Here is a 16982-nt window from a genome sequence, read left to right as displayed (position 1 = left end):
ACCTTCAGCCGCCAAGCACCGGGTCGACGAGATGCTCGGCCCAGGCGCGGTAGCCTGCTTCCGAGGCGTGAAAGCCGTCTGAGGCAAAGCCGGCCTCGGGATTGGCGATGGGCAGGCGCGACGCCGGCACCGCGCCGCGCTCCAGGCAGAGGCGTTCGCCCATCCGGTTCATGTCGATGGCGCGGATCTCAAGGATCTTGCCGAGCAACGGCGGCATTGCCGGCGCCCGCGTGAACTCCAGCACCGGCGACCATACCACCCGCGCCTCCGGCCATTTGGCACGGAGCGCATAGAGCAGGCCGCCGAATTCCTTCTTGAAGCGCGGCACGGAATGAAAATTCTTGGTGTCGTTGGTGCCGATGGCGAGCACGATGTGCGTCCATGGATCGGCCGACAGGTTGGGCAGGACATGGTCGCGGATCTGGCCCGATGTTGCCGAATTGAACCCGGCGGCTCGCCAGCGCACGGCGCGGCCGGTGTTTTGCGCAATCAGCACGGCGAGTTGTGCGGCAAGCCCGTTTTCCGAATTGCCGATGCCGACCGAAGCGGCGGAGGAATCGCCCAGCACCAGAAGCGAGATCGCCGGCGCTATGCCGGCGATTTCGTGCATGACCGGCCCCTGCGCCGGCAGCATGCGCGTCGTGCGGCGGCGCACGCCGAGGCCTTGCCAGACATATACCGGGTAAGCAAGCCAGGTGAGAAGGGCCGGGAAGCGCATGGCAATACCGTTAACGATCGGGGCAGACTTAGCGCAAGTCTGTGCTCGGTTGAAAGCCTTCAGTCGCAGCAGTTCGGCTTTGCCGCCCGTCCCTCCTGGTATTCGTCATGCAGCCGTACCCAGTCCATCAAACTGTGATACGGGCCGTTTTCGTTGCGGCCCTTCGGCGTCATATCGAGATAGTCATACGTGCCGATCAGTGACTCGCCGCCGCGAGCGCGCGACATGAAGGTGAGGAAGATGTCGCCGGTCTCGTCCCTGTAGAAAACACTGGTGCCGGGAAGCTCCTTCGATGTCCTGGGACGGGTCTCGAAATTGTAGGTGGTATTGCCGGCGGCGATCTGCTTGTCAGTGAAAGAGACCTGCATGTCGAAATTGAAATCCGAGGCATAGGACGACACCCAGTCGAATTTCCAGCCCATGCGCTGCTTGTAGGGCAGAAGTTCCGCCAGCGGCGCGCGGGAGATCACGACCAGAGACACGTCGTGATGTCTCAGATGCTGATTGGCGCCGTCGATATGGTCGGCAAGGAACGAGCAGCCCAGGCAATGATGGCCGCAACCCGGCCCGAACATGAAGTGGTAGACGATCAGCTGGCTGTTGCCGGCAAACAGGTCGGTCAGTTTCTTCGGCCCTTGCTCGGTCTCGAAGACATAGTCCTTCCTGATCTTCAGCCAGGGCAGTTCACGCCGCTCAGCCGCGATCCGCTCGCGAAGCCGCGTCAGTTCCTTCTCGCGCGCCAGATGAGCCTTGTGCGCTTGAAACCAGTCTTCGCGCGAAACAACCTTGCTGCGATGCATGAATCTCTCCCTGTCTGTCATCCCAAGGACGTTCGGGATGGGCGAAAGCCGACATGTCGACTGTTTGGTTGAGCCTTTTTCCGAAACCGGATTCCACTTTTCCGGATCATGCTCCAGCGCGGAAGGGAAATAAGGACGCAGACACTCCACCCCAAGTCGGCACACAAACAAAAACCCGGGCGCATGGCCCGGGCTCGACGGAAGACAGAAGGACTGCAATCAGGCTGCTTGTTCCAGGCTCGCCTTCCATTTTCCAAGCGCCGCCAGATGGTTCATATGGGCGCGATGGGTGAAGGCGGCCTGGCCGGCGGCTACGTTCGACGCTTTGCCGCTCCAGGCTTTCTGGGGCGCGGCTTGCAGCGCGCGACCGTAGGAGAAAGTCAGCTTCCATGGGTGCGGGCCGATGGCGTTGATGGCGTTGAGGTTGGCGGTCGCTTCCTCGTCCGCCTGGCCGCCGGAGAGGAAGGCGATGCCCGGCACGGCTGCCGGCACGGTCTCGCGAAACAGTTTTATGGTTTTTTCCGCGACTTCTTCCGGGCTGCTCACTTTGCCCGATCTCTTGCCGGCCAGCACCATGTTGGGCTTCAGGATGGTGCCTTCGAGGACGACTCGCGCCGCATGGAGCTCGTCATAGAGCTTGATTAGCGTCGCCTTCGAAATGTCATAGCAGGTGTGGATGTCGTGGGCGCCGTCCATCAGCACTTCCGGTTCGACGATCGGCACGATGCCGGCTTCCTGGCAAAGAGCAGCATAGCGCGCGAGTGCGTGGGCGTTAGAGCTGATCGAATTGGCCGAGGGCACGCCCTTGGCCTGGTCGATGTCGATCACCGCGCGCCATTTGGCGAAGCGGGCGCCGAGCTTGTAGTACTCGGCAAGGCGCTCGCGCAGGCCGTCGAGGCCCTCGGTGATGGTGTCGCCGGGAAAGCCGGCCAGAGGCTTGGCGCCGGCGTCGACCTTGATGCCGGGTATGGCGCCAGCAGCCTTGATGATGTCGACCAGCGGCGTGCCGTCGGCGGCTTTCTGGCGGATCGTCTCGTCGTAGAGGATGACGCCGGAAATGTAGCGGGTCATCGCGTCCCGGGCGCGAAACATCATCTCGCGATAGTCGCGGCGGCTATCGGCGGTCGATTCGACGCCGATGACGTCGAAGCGCTTCTTGATGGTGCCGGAACTTTCATCGGCTGCCAGCAGGCCCTTGCCATCGGCGACGATCGCGGCGGCAATGTCTTCGAGACGTTCGCTCATTTTGCTTCTCCTGAAGGGGTTCGTTCCGCGCTTAAGGGAAGTCTACCGCCAAAGGAAGAGCCTCGGAAAGCTCGAATCGATTGAAAGTCTCGGGCGACCTTGCCCGTTCTCTCCATGTGTTGATCGGCTTATCCGTTTCCCGCGTTCCGCGACGCCAAGAGCGTCTAGCGTTTCAGCACATCGACGCCGGGCAGCGGCTTGCCTTCCATCCATTCCAAGAAGGCGCCGCCGGCTGTCGAGACATAGGTGAAGTCGTCGGCGACACCGGCATGGTTGAGGGCCGCCACCGTATCGCCGCCGCCGGCAACGGAGACCAGCTTGCCGGCCCTGGTGCGCTGAGCCGCGTGCTTGGCCGCCGCCACCGTCGCATGGTCGAAGGGTGCGATCTCGAAGGCGCCGAGCGGGCCGTTCCACACCAGCGTCGCGGCGCGGTCGATCCATTCGCCGATGGTCGTTACGGTTTTGGCGCCGACATCGAGGATCATGCCGTCGGCCGGCACGTCCGAAATGGCGACGGTCTCGCAGGCCGCGCCCGCCTTGAATTCCTTGGCCACGACGCCGTCGACCGGCAGGATGATGGCGCAGCTGGCCTCTGCCGCTTCGATCATGATCTGCTTGGCGGTCGTGGCGAGATCATGCTCGCACAGTGATTTGCCGACATCGGTGCCGCGCGAGGCCAGGAAGGTGTTGGCCATGCCGCCACCGATGACCAGTGCGTCGACCTTCTTTACCAGGTTCATCAGCAGGTCGATCTTGGTCGAGACCTTGGCGCCGCCGACGATGGCAACGACGGGACGGACCGGATTGCCCAGGCCCTTCTCCAGCGCTTCGAGCTCGGCCTGCATGGTGCGGCCGGCGAAGGCCGGCAGCAGATGTGCCAGCCCCTCGGTCGACGAATGGGCGCGGTGCGCGGCGGAAAAGGCGTCGTTGACGAAGATGTCGCCATTGGCGGCAAGCTTTTCGGTGAAAGCCGGATCGTTCTTTTCCTCGGCCTTGTAGAAGCGGGTGTTTTCAAGCAGCAGCACATCGCCCTCGCTCATGGCGGCGACGGCGCTTGCCGCGGTACCGCCGACGCAGTCGCTGGCGAAGCCTACGGGGCGGCCGAGCAAGTCGGCCGTCGCCTTGGCGATCGGCTCCAGCGAAAATTCAGGCGAAGGACCATCCTTGGGCCGGCCGAAATGGGCAAGCAGGATGACCTTGGCGCCCTTGCCGGACAGTTCGGCGATGGTCGGTGCAATGCGTTCGATGCGGGTAGCGTCGGTGACCTTGCCTTCGGCGACAGGCACGTTGAGGTCGACGCGCACCAGCACGCGCTTGCCGCTGATGTTGCCGATATCGTCGAGTGTCTTGAAGGCGGCCATGCGGGTTCCTTTCGCGAAAAATCGGGCGACCATACCCCGCGCCAACGATGATGCAAGGCTTAGCCCGGGTTCGAAACGAATTTTTGAAGCCGGCACGATTTCGTGCCGCAGGCGGATGAACGGCAGTGCCGGCAATCGAAGCTGTCAGTTTCCGGGCGCCGCCTTTTCGGGCGCGGGTTCCGGGGTCGGTATCTCGTCCGCCCGCGCCTCGGCCGCTCGCGTCTCGGTAGGCTTGCGCCAGTTGCGGATGAAGGTGGAGAGACGGTCGGCGATTTCGCCGGCGCTGAGGAAAACCGGCACCCGGGCCACCGGCGCGGTCGGTTCGAAGGAAAGGCCGAGGCCAGTGATCTTGCCCTTGTCGTCGACGTCGCGAACGATCAGTTCGATCGGGCCGATCAGCACCCGGTCGGCATATTCGGCATGGCCGCCGAGCCGCGCCGTGACCAGCGCGCCAACGGTCATTTGCTGCTCCACGTCGGTGAGGCCGGGCGCATAGGCTATTTCCAGTTCGGCGGCAGAACGTGCAGGATCGACGGCGAAAGCGCCGAAGAAATCGGCGTCCTCGGGATCGACCACGGCGCGACTGGCGAACAGCTTGTCCAGCAGGCGCGGATAGCGGTCCGGCACGAAGATGTAGACCTGGTCGCCGGCGGCGAGCCGGCCCATGTCCTGGAAGCGCATCGAGCGGCCGTCACGCAGCACCAGCGAAGGCCGTGCCCAGCGCGGGATGCGCTCGCCTCGCGCTACCGGGCTGCCGGGTGCGACGCGATAGGCAAGAAGCTCGTGGTGGGCCGAGCCCGGCAGTTCCAGCTCGACCTTGTCCAGCGGGCCAAGGCGGGCCGGGACGATCAAGCCGAGGCGGCGGGCCAGCGGTCCGACCGTCCAGCCCTGGATGACCAGCGACACCAGCACGATGATGAAGGCGGTATTGAAGATGACGCGGCCGTTTTCCAGGCCGCCGAGCAGCGGGGTGATGGCGAGCAGGATCGACACCGCGCCGCGCAGGCCAACCCAGGAAACGAAGGCGACCTCGGGACGCGGCAGGCGGAACGGGACTAGGCACAGCCAGACCGCGATCGGCCGCGCCACGAACATCAGGAATAGGCCGAGCAGCACTGCCGGCACCATGATGGCCGGGAACTGCGACGGCGTCGCGAACAAACCAAGGATCAGGAACATGATGATCTGCGCCAGCCAGGACATGCCGTCCTGGAAACGCTTGAGGATGGTGACGGCGCGGATGTCGGAATTGCCGGCGATGAGGCCGGCGAGATAGACCGCCAGGAAGCCGGAGCCGCCAATGGCGCCGGCCGCGGCAAAGACCATCAGCGACAAGGTCAGCACGAAGATCGGCAGCAGGCCGTGGTCGAGATTGAGCCGGTCGACGAGGCGCACGATCGCGAGGCCGCCGAGCACGCCGACGACGGCGCCGAGGCCCATGTTGAGAAGGAAGCCGAGGAACAGGCTGGTGACCAGGACATTGGTCTCGGGGTTGGCGTTAGCGGCGATGACCTCGACCAGAGTGATGGTCAGGAAGATGGCAATCGGGTCGTTGGTGCCGGATTCCACCTCGAGCGTCGAACGCACGCGTTCGCGCAGATTGATCTCGCCGGCGCGCAACAGGAAGAACACGGCCGCGGCATCGGTGGAGGCGACGGCGGCGCCGAGCAGGAAGGATTCCAGCCAGGTGAGGTGGAGTAGATAGTGGGCGGCGGCGCCGAACAGGCCGGTGGTGACAAGCACGCCGAAGGTTGCCAGCGACAGCGCTGGACCGGCGGCCTGCCGCAAGGCGTTGAGTGGAGTGCCGAAGCCGGAATCGAACAGGATGACGGCCAGCGCCAGTGAGCCGGCAAAATAAGCGATGCGGGCATTGTCGAACTGGATGCCGAGACCGTCGGTGCCGGTGGCCAGGCCAATGCAGAGAAACAGGAGCAGAAGTGGGGCGCCGAAGCGGAAGGCGATCAGGCTCGAAAAGGCGGCGGCGACGACAAGCGCTGTACCCACCAGCGTGACGAGATAGATCGCGTGCTCCATCCGTGATTTGCCCCTCGAATTCCTCTTTCTCTCGCTTCACGGCAGAGTGGGGCGAAGACATGACCAGTGCAAGGCAGCGGGGTGGTTTTTTGCCTATGCCGCTGATTTTCGGATGTTTTGGTGCCCAGGACAGCAATTGTGAAGGCGCAAGGCGCACTCGTGAAAAACGCCCGGACGAAGCCGGGCGTTTCAAGTCTCGAGAAGATGGGTCCGCTATCAGGCGATGGTCTTGCCGAAGGCGACTGCTGTATCGCCCATGCGGTTGGAGAAACCCCATTCGTTGTCGTACCAGGACAGCACCGAAACGAAGTTGCCGTCCATCACCTTGGTCTGGTCGAGCGCCACGATCGAGGAGCGCGGATCGTGATTGAAGTCGATCGAGACGTTCGGGTGATGGGTGACGCCGAGGATGCCCTTCAGCTTGCCGTTGGAAGCGGCGATCACCGCGTCGTTGATCTCCTGGACGGTGGTCGCACGCTTGGCGATGAACTTGAAGTCGACGACAGAGACGTTCGGGGTCGGCACGCGGATCGAGATGCCGTCAAGCTTGCCCTTGAGGTCGGGCAGCACGAGGCCGATCGCCTTGGCGGCACCGGTCGAGGTCGGTATCTGCGACAAGGCGGCGGCGCGGGCGCGGTAGAGATCCTTGTGCATGGTGTCCAGTGTCGGCTGGTCGCCTGTGTAGGAATGGATGGTCGTCATCATGCCCTTTTCGATGCCGACCGTCTCGTGCAGCACGGCTGCCAGCGGCGCCAGGCAGTTGGTGGTGCAGGACGCATTCGAGATGATGATGTGGTCCTTGGTCAGCTGGTCGTGGTTGATGCCATAGACCACAGTGAGGTCGGCGCCTTCGGCCGGGGCCGAAACGATGACGCGCTTGGCGCCGGCGGTCAGATGCGCGGCTGCCTTGTCGCGGGCGGTGAAAATGCCGGTGCATTCGAGCGCGATGTCGATGCCGAGTTCCTTCCACGGCAACTGCGTCGGATCCTTGATTGCGGTGACCTTGAACGTCTCCTTGCCGACGGTGATCTGGTCGCCGGACACCGAGACTTCATGCGGAAAGCGGCCATGCACGCTGTCGTAGCGCAAGAGGTGCGCGTTGGTCTCGACCGGGCCGAGGTCGTTGACGGCGACGACGTCGATGTCCCTGCGGCCGGATTCATGGATGGCGCGCAGGATGTTGCGGCCGATGCGGCCGAATCCGTTGATGGCAACTCTGACGGTCATTATTCTCTCCCTGGGAGCTGGACGGCAGACGATGGGTCCGCAGTTTCATAGCGGCGGAAGCGGAAAGAATCCAGCCGCAGCGACGTGGATTTAAATCGATTAGGTTGGGCCAGCCCGGCGAAACCGCCTTGCGCGATTTCGCCGGCTTTGAACCAACCTACTTGGCATGCAGGCGGGCTTCCGCCGCGTTGGCCGCAGCTTCGGCGGTGATGCCGAAATGCGGATAAAGCTGTTCGATGCTGCCCGAAGCCCCGAAACCGGTCATGCCGATGAAGATGCCGTCGGAGCCGATCAGATGATCCCAGCCCTGGCGGATGCTGGCTTCAATCGCCATCTTGACCGGCGCGTTGCCGATCGTCGCCTTGCGATAGTCGGCGCTCTGCTGGTCAAACAGCTCGAAGCAAGGCACCGAGACGACGCGTGTGGGATGACCATGCTTTTCAAGCAGGTCGCGGGCACCGAGCGCGATCTCGACCTCGGAGCCGGTGGCGAAGATCGTCACCGCCGCCTCGCCGCTGGCTGCGGCCAGTTCATAGGCGCCCTGGCTGCTCAGGTTCTTGGCAACGAATTCGTTGCGCACCGTCGGCAGGTTCTGGCGGGTCAGCGCCAGCGTCGACGGCGTCTTTTCCGATGCGAGCGCGATCTGCCAGCACTCGGCGGTTTCCACCGCGTCGGCCGGGCGGAAGACATTGTGGTTGGGGATGGCGCGCAATGCGGCCAGATGCTCGACCGGCTGGTGGGTCGGGCCGTCTTCGCCCAGACCGATGGAATCATGGGTCATGACGAAGATCGAGCGGATGCCCATCAGCGACGCCAGCCGCATAGACGGACGGGCATAGTCGGAGAAGCACAGGAAAGTGCCGCCATAGGCGATGAGGCCGCCATGCAGCGTCAGGCCGTTGATCGCGGCCGCCATGCCGTGCTCACGGATGCCGAAGTGGACATAGCGCTGGCCATAATCGTCTGATGTGATGTTCTTGGTCTGGCTGGTTTTGGTGTTGTTGGAGCCGGTCAGGTCGGCGGAACCGCCGATGGTCTCGGGCACGGCGCCGTTGATAATTTCCAGTGCCATCTCGGACGACTTGCGGGTGGCGACCTTCGGCTTGTCGGCCGAGAGCTTCTTCTTGTAATCGGCAATGACGGCGTCGAAATCAGACGGCAGCTTGCCGCTGATGCGGCGCTCGAACTCGGCCTGCAGCTTCGCGTCGGCCTTGGCGAGGCGGCCTTCCCAGTCGGTGCGCGCCTTGACGCCGGCCTTGCCGGCGGTGCGCCAGGCGTCGAGGATGTCGGCCGGGATCTCGAAGGGCGGCGAATCCCAGTTGAAGAACTTGCGCGCGCCGGCGATCTCGTCGGCGCCGAGCGGTGAGCCGTGCGCCTTGTTGGTGCCGGCCTTGGTCGGTGCGCCGAAGCCGATGGTCGTCTTGCAGGCGATCATCGTCGGCTTGTCGGAATGACGGGCGGCTTCGATCGCATAGGCGATGGCTTCGGGGTCGGTGCCGTCGATGTGGCTGGCGTTCCAGCCGGAGGCCTGGAAGCGGGCGACCTGATCGGTGTTGTCGGACAGCGACACCGGACCGTCGATCGAGATGTTATTGTTGTCCCAGAAGACGATCAGCTTGTTGAGCTTGAGGTGCCCGGCAAGCGCGATGGCTTCCTGGGACACGCCTTCCATCAGGCAGCCGTCGCCAGCCAGCACATAGGTGTAGTGATCGACGAGATCGTTGCCGAAGGCGGCGTTCATGATGCGCTCGCCGAGAGCGAAGCCGACCGAATTGGCGAGGCCCTGGCCAAGCGGGCCGGTCGTCGTCTCGATGCCGGTGGCATGGCCGTATTCCGGGTGCCCGGCGGTCTTCGAGCCCAACTGGCGGAAGTGCTTTATCTGGTCGATGGTCATGTCTTCGTAGCCAGTCAGATGCAGCAGCGAATAGAGCAGCATCGAGCCATGGCCGGCCGACAGGATGAAACGATCGCGGTCGGCCCAGTGCGGGGCCTTGGGATCATATTTCAGGAAGCGCGTGAACAGCACCGTGGCGATGTCGGCGCAACCCATCGGCAGGCCGGGATGGCCGGAATTTGCCTTCTCGACTGCATCCATGGAGAGAAAGCGGATCGCATTGGCCATCCGGTCATGTTGTTCACGCGACGTCATGATTCCTCCAGAAGTGGGGGTTTGGGGGCTTGGGAGAGCCCTTGAAAAGGGTGCGCGACACATAGCAGGCGCGCGCTTTTAGTCAACAAATCGGTGCACATTTGCCGGCCTTGTGATGCCGGCGGCGGGTCTACATTAGCGTTAGCAGGGGACAGTCGCGAGAGCTTTGTTGACGTTGCCTTCACCCGGTGCCTAATGTTTCCTGAATAACGCGTTCTGAACGCGAACGATTCGGTGATGGGCAGGGCACAGGAAGAAGGCCATGACCGGGGAAGCCACACTCAAGGAAGTTATCGCCAGGCTGGGAAAGGCCATCGAGGGGCTGGAAAACGCTGTCGCAGCCAAGCTCGAGCATGAGCGCGATTACTCGGAAGCCGAGGCCGAGGTGCAGCGGATGAATGCCGACCGCTCCCGGCTGGCACAGGAACTCGACAATTCCGAAGCGCGTGCCGAACGGCTGGAAGACGCCAACAAGGAAGTCTCGCGACGGCTGGTGACCGCCATGGAAACCATCCGCGCTGTGTTGGACAGGTAGGGGGCTGGACAGGTAGGCTCATGGCTCAAGTCACAGTTTCCATCGACGGCAAACAGTATCGGATGGCCTGCGACGAAGGCCAGGAAGATCATCTGATCGACCTTGCCGAACGTTTCGACCGCTATGTCTCGCATCTGAAGGACTCCTTTGGCGAGATCGGCGACCAGCGGCTGACGGTCATGGCCGGCATCATGGTGATGGACGAACTCTCGGAGCTGCAGAAGCGCGTCAAGGGCATGGAAAGCGAAGTGCTGACCTTGCGCAAGACCCGCGACGACGCCCTGACCAAGGCCGACAAGAACGACAGCGTGCTGACCAATGCGCTTGGCGCGCTGGCGCAGCGGATGGAAGACCTGACGGCGACCTTGGCGGTCAACAAGACCTGAGGCAGCGCGCACTTCGAGTTCAAACCAAAGCTCTCATCCGCTGGCGGTGCCCCCGGCAGCATGAAAATTCTCGCACTTCCGCCGACAAGAGTTTGATATTATCTCGCGGCCGCAATTTTTGCGCTAAGATGGCGATTGCCGGAGCGTGGACATGTGATGGCGGCCATGGTTTGCCGCCTCTTGCTTCTGGCGGAATCTGTTTACAGGGGAGATGTTCCATGAGCCTTCGTATCAACGATATCGCGCCGGATTTCACCGCCGAGACCACGCAAGGGACGATCAAATTCCATGAATGGATCGGTGACGGCTGGGCGATCCTGTTCAGCCACCCGAAGAATTTCACGCCGGTCTGCACGACCGAGCTTGGCACGATGGCCGGGCTTGAGGGTGAGTTCAAGAAGCGCAACGTCAAGATCATCGGCATTTCGGTCGATCCGGTTGCGAGCCACGACAAGTGGCAGGCCGACATCAAGACGGCGACCGGCCAAACGGTGCACTATCCGCTGATCGGCGACAAGGATCTCAAGGTCGCCAAGCTCTATGACATGCTGCCCGCCGGTGCCGGCGAAACGTCGGAGGGCCGCACGCCCGCCGACAACGCCACGGTGCGCTCGGTCTACGTCATCGGACCGGACAAGAAGATCAAGCTGGTGCTGACCTACCCGATGACCACGGGCCGCAACTTCGACGAGATCCTGCGCGCGGTCGATTCCATGCAGCTGACCGCCAAGCATCAGGTGGCGACGCCGGCGAACTGGAAGCAGGGCGAGGACGTCATCATCACCGCCGCCGTTTCCAACGAGGATGCGATCAAGCGTTTCGGCGCTTACGAGACCATCCTGCCCTATCTCAGGAAGACCAAGCAGCCATCCGCCTGATTGCTTCGGAACAGTTTTTGGCGTTCTCGCCGCTGCGAGCGAATTGATACTTGACTGGGTCACCCGAGCGGACAACCATGCTCCTCTCGGGTGCCATCAGAGAAAATCGTTCCTGCTGGCCAAGCGTGGGGAAGCCGAAATTGGACGTAGCTTTGGCCAGGCCGCAGGTCAGCGGCTTCTATGACAAGCCGACAGGGGCCATCCAGTATGTCGTCGCCGACCAGGCGACGAAGCGCTGCGCCATCATCGATCCGATCCTCGATTTCGACGAGAGATCCGGCGCCACGGCAACGACGAATGCCGACGCCCTGCTCGACTTCATCAGCGAGCAGGGGCTGAGCGTCGAATGGATCCTCGACACCCATCCGCATGCCGACCATTTCTCGGCGGCGCACTATCTGAAAGAGAAGACCGGTGCACCGACGGCGATCGGGGACAGGGTTGTCGACGTCCAGAAACTGTGGAAGGCGATCTACAACTGGCCGGATTTTCCCGCCGACGGTTCGCAGTGGGGCAGGCTGTTTGCGGAGGGCGAGACCTTTCAGGTCGGCACGCTTCCGGTCAAGGTGCTGTTCTCACCCGGGCACACGCTGGCCTCGATCACCTATGTGATCGGCGATGCCGCTTTTATCCATGACACGCTGTTCATGCCCGACAGCGGCACGGCGAGAACGGACTTTCCCGGCGGCAGTGCCGCTCGGCTCTGGCGCTCGATCCAGGACATCCTGGCAATGCCGGATGAGACGCGCGTCTTCGTCGGCCATGACTATCAGGCCGGCGGCCGCGAGCCCTTGTGGGAAAGCACGGTGGCGGCGCAGAAGGCGACCAACACCCATCTCGTCGCCGCCCGCAGCGAGGCTGAGTTCGTCGCCCTGCGCGAGGCTCGGGACAGGACGCTGCCGATGCCGAGGCTGATCCTGCATGCGCTGCAGGTCAACATGAATGGCGGACGGCTGCCGGAGCCCGAGGCGAATGGCCGGCGGTACCTGAAGTTTCCGCTGGATGGGCTGTGAGAAGTATTTTTTTGTGCCGGGCGCGGCCGGTGAAACTGCCGATCTCCCCCGCAAGGGGGATCGGATGTCGCCCTGGTTTTCGCCAATCGCCGGCGCAAACGTTAGACACAAAAAAGGCGGCGCCAGTTTCCTGACGCCGCCGTTGTTTCATTGCCGATATCGGCTTTACGCCGCCGGTTGGGCTTCGATGGTGCGCAGCGCCTGGGTCTGACGCTTGGCGGCGGCCTTGACCGCATCCTGCACCTTCTCAAAGGCGCGCACCTCGATCTGGCGCACGCGCTCGCGGCTGATGTCGAACTCGGACGACAGCTCTTCCAGCGTCAGCGGCTCCTCGGCGAGGCGACGGGCCTCGAAGATGCGCCGCTCGCGCTCGTTGAGCACGGCAAGGGCGCCCGACAGCATGCCGCGCCGGTTCTCCAACTCGTCCTGCTCGATCAGCATCTCTTCCTGGCTTTCGTGGTCGTCGACCAGCCAGTCCTGCCATTCGCCGGACTCACCTTCGCTCGCCCGGATCGGGGCATTGAGCGAGGCGTCGCCCGACAGGCGGCGGTTCATCGACACCACTTCGGCTTCGGAAACGTTCAGCCTGGTGGCGATCTCGGCAATCTGGTCGGGCTTCAAGTCGCCGTCGTCGAGCGCCTGGATCTTGCCCTTCACCTTGCGCAGGTTGAAGAACAGGCGCTTCTGGTTGGCGGTCGTGCCCATCTTGACCAGGCTCCACGAGCGCAGGATGTACTCCTGGATCGAGGCCTTGATCCACCACATGGCATAGGTCGCGAGGCGGAAGCCACGCTCCGGTTCGAATTTCTTGACGGCCTGCATCAGGCCGACATTGCCTTCCGAAATCACTTCGCCGATCGGCAGACCGTAGCCGCGATAGCCCATGGCGATCTTGGCGACGAGCCTGAGGTGACTGGTGACGAGCTTGTGCGCAGCGGTGGTGTCCTCATGCTCGGCGTAACGCTTGGCGAGCATGTACTCTTCCTGCGGCTGCAGCATGGGAAAGCGACGGATTTCTTCCAGGTAGCGGCTGAGGCCGCCTTCGCCGGAAACGATACTGGGTAATGATTGGGCCATGATAGCGCCCCCTCTCTATTGGAGTGATGCCCCCGAAACGCGGCGGGCATATGGCGCGAGCACCAAACGGCTCGCTCGCGACGTCAGTGGTTATACAGGAACAAAACCAGAAAAGACAGGCATTTGTTCAACGCGAAACAGTGTGTCACGTTAAAGTGAACAATGTCACTCAAGTTTTCTGGAGCAGGTTCAGAGCGTGCGAAAGCCGCATACGAGTTCCTCCATGTCCCTCGGTATAGGCGCTTCGAACCTCATCGACAGATGGGTACTCGGGTGGCGAAATGCAAGGAGCCAGGCGTGCAAAGCTTGCCGGGGAAAAGCCTTGACCTGACTTTTCAGAGGTTCGGGCAGCCGGTTGGCCTTGGTGCGGAAGGCCTGGCCATAGTCTGGATCGCCGATCACGGGATGGCCGATATGCGCCATGTGGACGCGGATCTGGTGGGTGCGGCCGGTTTCGAGCCGACACTCGACCAGACTTGCCGTGGCGAATTCCTGCTGTGTCTCGCCGAAGCGCTCCTGCACGGCAAAGTGAGTAACCGCATGGCGGGCGTCGTCGCGTCCTTCCGGCACCACGGCACGGCGCACGCGATCGGCGGCGCGGCCGAGCGGCGCATCGACCTTTCCGGTCGGCCTCTGCGGTATGCCCCAAACCAGTGCCAGATAGGCACGTTCGAGATCGCCGGTCAGGCCGTGATCGGCGAAGGCTTCGGACAGCGACTTATGGGCGCGGTCGGTCTTGGCGATCACCATGACGCCGCTGGTCTCCTTGTCGAGGCGGTGCACGATGCCCGGCCGGCGCACACCGCCGATGCCGGAAAGACTGTCGCCACAGTGATGGATCAGCGCATTGACCAGCGTGCCGGTCCAGTTGCCGGCGCCGGGATGCACGACAAGCCCCGCCGGCTTGTTGATGACGATCAGTTCGTCGTCCTCATAGAGCACATCAAGCGCGATGTTTTCGCCTTGCGGCTCCGCCGGTTCCGGCTCTGGCATGACGACCGACACGCTTTCACCCGGCGTCATCTTGCGCTTGGTTTCGTCGACCGGTTTGCCGTCGACGCTGACCGCGCCCTGCCTGATCAGCATCTGCACGCGGCTGCGCGACATGTCCCGGCCGAGGCTTGCCGCCAGCCACTGGTCGAGGCGTTGACCCGCCGCGTCCGCGCCCGCCACCAGCACGGTGGGTGCCGCCTCTATCAATTCAGGGGCCTCTTCGCTATGAGCGCTCATCGAAAACCGTTCCGGAATGTTCTGCTATGGCCATCGCCGAGGAAGACCAGGAAAAGCCGCTCGACCCCGAGGTCGAAAAGGTGCGCAGGAAACTCGTCCGCTTCGTCGGGATCAATCTCGGCCTGCTGTTCCTCGCCCTTATGGTGGTGATCGGCGCCCTTGTCTACAAAGCGCGCAACGCACCGCCGGCGAACCCGCCGCTGGCTGGCGATATCCAGACCCCCGCCGGCGAACCGATCAACGGCGATATCGTGCTGCCGGTTGGTGCCAAGGTGATCAGCCAGTCGCTGTCCGGCAATCGAGTCTCCATCGATGCCGAGCTAGCCGACGGCAGCCGCACGATCTTCGTCTACGACATCACCGAGCGCCGCCTGATCGGGCGCTTTGCGATCCGAAACAAATGAGCGGCAGTAACGATCAGCAAGCCTCAGGCATGACCGGGTTCGCTGAACACCGCCGCGTCGCGACCGTTGCCCTGGTCGTCGCCGATTATGACGCGGCGATTGACTGGTATGTCGAGCGGCTGGGCTTTCTGCTCATCGAGGACATCGATCTCGGCGGCGGCAAGCGCTGGGTCACGGTGGCGCCGGCCAACGGACAAGGTGCCAAGCTGCTGCTGGCCGAGGCTTCCGACGAGGCACAGAGTAGAAGCATCGGCAACCAGACCGGCGGGCGGGTCTTCCTATTCCTCGAAACCGACGATTTTGCCCGCGACCATGCAGCGATGCTGGAGAAGGGCGTCGAATTCCGCGAAGCGCCGCGCGTTGAGGCCTACGGCACGGTGGCCGTTTTCGCCGATCTACACGGCAATCTCTGGGACCTGATCGAGCCGAAACGATAGCGCTGGGACCGGTTTTTCTGCAATGCGCTAAAGCGGCCGAACCCCAGTTGCTTTTTCCAAGCCGTCAGCCTATATCGCCGGTTCTTGAACGCGCCCATCGTCTAGCGGTCAGGACACCGCCCTCTCACGGCGGGAACAGGGGTTCGATTCCCCTTGGGCGTACCAAGGATTTCAATAAATTTTGCAGCATACCGTCGCTCCATCCCGAGCGCCCCACCATGTGGCGGCAACCTTGAAGAGCTCGATGGCATCCGCGGCTCCAGTCTTCATTTCATTTCTCTGGCAAATATTAACGGACTCGCAACCGAGAACCTTAACTGCCCCGCAACTCAAGGGGGGTATATTAGTGCTGCCTTTAGTAGCGCAGGAGATTGAAATGCGGAAAATAATCTACCGTTTCGCCGGGGACGAGTCTGGCGCGACCGCGATCGAGTATGGCCTAATCGCGGCTCTTATCGCGCTGGCGATCATCACCGGCGCCGGCGCGCTGGGCAATTCGCTCAACGGCATGTTCACGAATATCGGCACGACGGTTAACAGCAGCGGTTCGTAAGTCGGGTACACCTTTCCGTTCGACCGCACCGGCTGGATATCCCGATTTCGACCTCCAAATGCGTAGCGTGTAGCGCCAATATCCGGTCGCAGCACGCTACTTTCTGTGCTGGCGACGCCGGGCAAGTCCCGCAGCGGGGCCTGCAAATCTTCCTCACCGCGCAAGTGCTGACGGCTAGCCGGCCCGCATTACCCTTTGCGTCGCCACTTTCGTCGCTTCTGGCGCAGCAGGGCCGATTGCTTTAGCATCGCATCATGGATCCTGGGGCACGGCTCCGCCGACGCCGAGAACGCCGGGTGCCGGGCAGATCCGGACGGGCGGTCGATGCCACGGGGAGAAGGCCAATGCAGAAACTGCAATCGCAGGGCGTTCATCACATCACGCTGGTCGGCGCAGGGCGCCAGACCTCGATTGATTTCTGGGAAGGCGTGCTCGGCATGCCGTTCATCTTCGAGCAGCCCAACCTCGACAAGGCGAGCGAAAGCCATCTCTATTTCGATCCGGGCGACGGCCGGCTGATCACTATCTTCACCGATGAGAGCCGCGTGCCGGAGAAACGGCGCACGCCGACCGATCCGGGTTGCGTCCACCACATCGCCTTTTCGGTGTCGCGCGTCACTTTCCTGCAGGCGGTCGCCCGGCTCGACGCGCGCGCCATCAAGCACAGCGGCGTCAAGGACCGCGGCTTCATGGATTCGATCTATTTCGAGGATCCGCTCGGCCTGCTGATCGAACTGGCCTCCTACCGCTTTGAGCCGCCGGCGGGCTTCACCCATGCCGACGTGCTGATGGAAGCGCACAGACTGCGTGTCGCGCGCGGCGACTACAACATCGCGGAAGTGCACCTCGCCGATGCGATCCAGTCGCTCGTCGAGCGTTCCCGCGCAACCTTGTCGGAAGACCGGGCACCGAAGAACCCATACTGAACAGACCAG

Annotated in this window: 17 protein-coding genes and 1 tRNA gene; 9 read left to right on the top strand and 9 right to left on the bottom strand. The window is 62.9% G+C overall.

All coding sequences use genetic code 11. From position 1 onward, the window contains the following. Positions 1-4: 4 nt before the first annotated feature. The 7 genes from NKJ01_RS09435 to tkt form a co-directional block, all read right to left on the bottom strand. Complete coding sequence (locus tag NKJ01_RS09435) at positions 5-718, bottom strand: SGNH/GDSL hydrolase family protein (protein ID WP_352604830.1); 714 nt, start codon at positions 716-718, stop codon at positions 5-7. A gap of 59 nt (positions 719-777) precedes the next feature. Beyond that, positions 778-1518, bottom strand: a complete 741-nt coding sequence (locus NKJ01_RS09430) for a DUF899 domain-containing protein (RefSeq protein WP_352727557.1) — start codon at positions 1516-1518, stop codon at positions 778-780. Between the two features lie 219 nt (positions 1519-1737). Continuing rightward, on the bottom strand, positions 1738-2763 hold the full coding sequence (locus tag NKJ01_RS09425; protein WP_352727556.1) for a class I fructose-bisphosphate aldolase: 1026 nt from the start codon (positions 2761-2763) through the stop codon (positions 1738-1740). Between the two features lie 164 nt (positions 2764-2927). Beyond that, a complete protein-coding gene (locus tag NKJ01_RS09420; RefSeq protein ID WP_352727555.1) occupies positions 2928-4124 on the bottom strand; it encodes a phosphoglycerate kinase in 1197 nt (398 codons plus the stop codon). Positions 4125-4268: 144 nt separating this feature from the next. After that, the gene (locus tag NKJ01_RS09415) at positions 4269-6158 is read right to left on the bottom strand and encodes a potassium/proton antiporter (RefSeq protein WP_352727554.1); all 1890 of its coding nucleotides are present in this window, start codon (positions 6156-6158) and stop codon (positions 4269-4271) included. Positions 6159-6374: 216 nt separating this feature from the next. Further along, positions 6375-7385: a type I glyceraldehyde-3-phosphate dehydrogenase gene (gap, locus tag NKJ01_RS09410; protein ID WP_023757417.1), complete on the bottom strand. Its 1011-nt coding sequence runs from the start codon at positions 7383-7385 to the stop codon at positions 6375-6377. Between the two features lie 157 nt (positions 7386-7542). Next, a complete protein-coding gene (gene tkt / locus NKJ01_RS09405) occupies positions 7543-9534 on the bottom strand; it encodes a transketolase (protein WP_352727553.1) in 1992 nt (663 codons plus the stop codon). Between the two features lie 262 nt (positions 9535-9796). Here tkt and NKJ01_RS09400 point away from each other — a divergent pair, with 262 nt between their 5' ends. The 4 genes from NKJ01_RS09400 to NKJ01_RS09385 all read left to right on the top strand — a co-directional run bounded on the left by NKJ01_RS09400 (position 9797) and on the right by NKJ01_RS09385 (position 12346). Continuing rightward, positions 9797-10069 carry a DUF4164 domain-containing protein gene (locus NKJ01_RS09400; protein WP_013529251.1) on the top strand — a complete coding sequence of 91 codons (273 nt, stop codon included), beginning with the start codon at positions 9797-9799 and terminating at the stop codon, positions 10067-10069. 20 nt (positions 10070-10089) lie between these two features. Beyond that, the gene (locus NKJ01_RS09395) at positions 10090-10455 is read left to right on the top strand and encodes a cell division protein ZapA (protein WP_023757415.1); all 366 of its coding nucleotides are present in this window, start codon (positions 10090-10092) and stop codon (positions 10453-10455) included. A gap of 218 nt (positions 10456-10673) precedes the next feature. Next, the gene (locus NKJ01_RS09390; RefSeq protein ID WP_023757414.1) at positions 10674-11333 is read left to right on the top strand and encodes a peroxiredoxin; all 660 of its coding nucleotides are present in this window, start codon (positions 10674-10676) and stop codon (positions 11331-11333) included. Positions 11334-11473: 140 nt separating this feature from the next. Next, positions 11474-12346: an MBL fold metallo-hydrolase gene (locus tag NKJ01_RS09385; protein ID WP_352604822.1), complete on the top strand. Its 873-nt coding sequence runs from the start codon at positions 11474-11476 to the stop codon at positions 12344-12346. Between the two features lie 165 nt (positions 12347-12511). Here NKJ01_RS09385 and rpoH read toward each other — a convergent pair whose 3' ends face one another. Both rpoH and NKJ01_RS09375 read right to left on the bottom strand, forming a co-directional pair. Next, positions 12512-13423 carry an RNA polymerase sigma factor RpoH gene (rpoH, locus tag NKJ01_RS09380; protein WP_023757412.1) on the bottom strand — a complete coding sequence of 304 codons (912 nt, stop codon included), beginning with the start codon at positions 13421-13423 and terminating at the stop codon, positions 12512-12514. 189 nt (positions 13424-13612) lie between these two features. Beyond that, positions 13613-14653, bottom strand: a complete 1041-nt coding sequence (locus NKJ01_RS09375; protein ID WP_352604820.1) for an RluA family pseudouridine synthase — start codon at positions 14651-14653, stop codon at positions 13613-13615. A gap of 26 nt (positions 14654-14679) precedes the next feature. Between NKJ01_RS09375 and NKJ01_RS09370 the strand changes: the two genes are divergently transcribed. The 5 genes from NKJ01_RS09370 to NKJ01_RS09350 all read left to right on the top strand — a co-directional run bounded on the left by NKJ01_RS09370 (position 14680) and on the right by NKJ01_RS09350 (position 16973). Then, a complete protein-coding gene (locus NKJ01_RS09370; RefSeq protein WP_352604818.1) occupies positions 14680-15057 on the top strand; it encodes a fimbrial protein in 378 nt (125 codons plus the stop codon). Between the two features lie 29 nt (positions 15058-15086). Next, positions 15087-15494: a VOC family protein gene (locus NKJ01_RS09365; protein ID WP_352604816.1), complete on the top strand. Its 408-nt coding sequence runs from the start codon at positions 15087-15089 to the stop codon at positions 15492-15494. A gap of 90 nt (positions 15495-15584) precedes the next feature. After that, positions 15585-15659: transfer RNA gene (locus tag NKJ01_RS09360), tRNA-Glu, on the top strand. A 211-nt stretch (positions 15660-15870) separates the two neighbouring features. Beyond that, positions 15871-16047, top strand: coding sequence for a Flp family type IVb pilin (locus NKJ01_RS09355; RefSeq protein ID WP_023757409.1), 177 nt, complete (start codon positions 15871-15873; stop codon positions 16045-16047). A 344-nt stretch (positions 16048-16391) separates the two neighbouring features. Beyond that, the gene (locus NKJ01_RS09350) at positions 16392-16973 is read left to right on the top strand and encodes a VOC family protein (protein ID WP_023757408.1); all 582 of its coding nucleotides are present in this window, start codon (positions 16392-16394) and stop codon (positions 16971-16973) included. The last annotated feature ends 9 nt before the right edge of the window (positions 16974-16982 follow it).

It is taken from the genome of Mesorhizobium sp. M0276, from assembly GCF_040321755.1.
In the GTDB taxonomy this organism is placed as follows: domain Bacteria; phylum Pseudomonadota; class Alphaproteobacteria; order Rhizobiales; family Rhizobiaceae; genus Mesorhizobium.
The sequence above is the reverse complement of the archived record's forward strand: the minus strand, read 5'-3'. Positions and strand labels throughout refer to the sequence as shown.

Excerpts from the sequence above, each read along its gene's own strand:
- NKJ01_RS09400 (WP_013529251.1), top strand. The coding sequence starts at position 9,797 with ATGACCGGGGAAGCCACACTCAAGGAAGTTATCGCCAGGCTGGGAAAG.
- NKJ01_RS09435 (WP_352604830.1), bottom strand. The coding sequence starts at position 718 with ATGCGCTTCCCGGCCCTTCTCACCTGGCTTGCTTACCCGGTATATGTC.
- NKJ01_RS09425 (WP_352727556.1), bottom strand. The coding sequence starts at position 2,763 with ATGAGCGAACGTCTCGAAGACATTGCCGCCGCGATCGTCGCCGATGGC.
- NKJ01_RS09430 (WP_352727557.1), bottom strand. The coding sequence starts at position 1,518 with ATGCATCGCAGCAAGGTTGTTTCGCGCGAAGACTGGTTTCAAGCGCAC.
- tkt (WP_352727553.1), bottom strand. The coding sequence starts at position 9,534 with ATGACGTCGCGTGAACAACATGACCGGATGGCCAATGCGATCCGCTTT.
- NKJ01_RS09355 (WP_023757409.1), top strand. The coding sequence starts at position 15,871 with ATGCGGAAAATAATCTACCGTTTCGCCGGGGACGAGTCTGGCGCGACC.
- NKJ01_RS09370 (WP_352604818.1), top strand. The coding sequence starts at position 14,680 with ATGGCCATCGCCGAGGAAGACCAGGAAAAGCCGCTCGACCCCGAGGTC.
- NKJ01_RS09420 (WP_352727555.1), bottom strand. The coding sequence starts at position 4,124 with ATGGCCGCCTTCAAGACACTCGACGATATCGGCAACATCAGCGGCAAG.
- NKJ01_RS09365 (WP_352604816.1), top strand. The coding sequence starts at position 15,087 with ATGACCGGGTTCGCTGAACACCGCCGCGTCGCGACCGTTGCCCTGGTC.
- NKJ01_RS09375 (WP_352604820.1), bottom strand. The coding sequence starts at position 14,653 with ATGAGCGCTCATAGCGAAGAGGCCCCTGAATTGATAGAGGCGGCACCC.
- NKJ01_RS09395 (WP_023757415.1), top strand. The coding sequence starts at position 10,090 with ATGGCTCAAGTCACAGTTTCCATCGACGGCAAACAGTATCGGATGGCC.
- rpoH (WP_023757412.1), bottom strand. The coding sequence starts at position 13,423 with ATGGCCCAATCATTACCCAGTATCGTTTCCGGCGAAGGCGGCCTCAGC.
- gap (WP_023757417.1), bottom strand. The coding sequence starts at position 7,385 with ATGACCGTCAGAGTTGCCATCAACGGATTCGGCCGCATCGGCCGCAAC.
- NKJ01_RS09390 (WP_023757414.1), top strand. The coding sequence starts at position 10,674 with ATGAGCCTTCGTATCAACGATATCGCGCCGGATTTCACCGCCGAGACC.
- NKJ01_RS09415 (WP_352727554.1), bottom strand. The coding sequence starts at position 6,158 with ATGGAGCACGCGATCTATCTCGTCACGCTGGTGGGTACAGCGCTTGTC.
- NKJ01_RS09350 (WP_023757408.1), top strand. The coding sequence starts at position 16,392 with ATGCAGAAACTGCAATCGCAGGGCGTTCATCACATCACGCTGGTCGGC.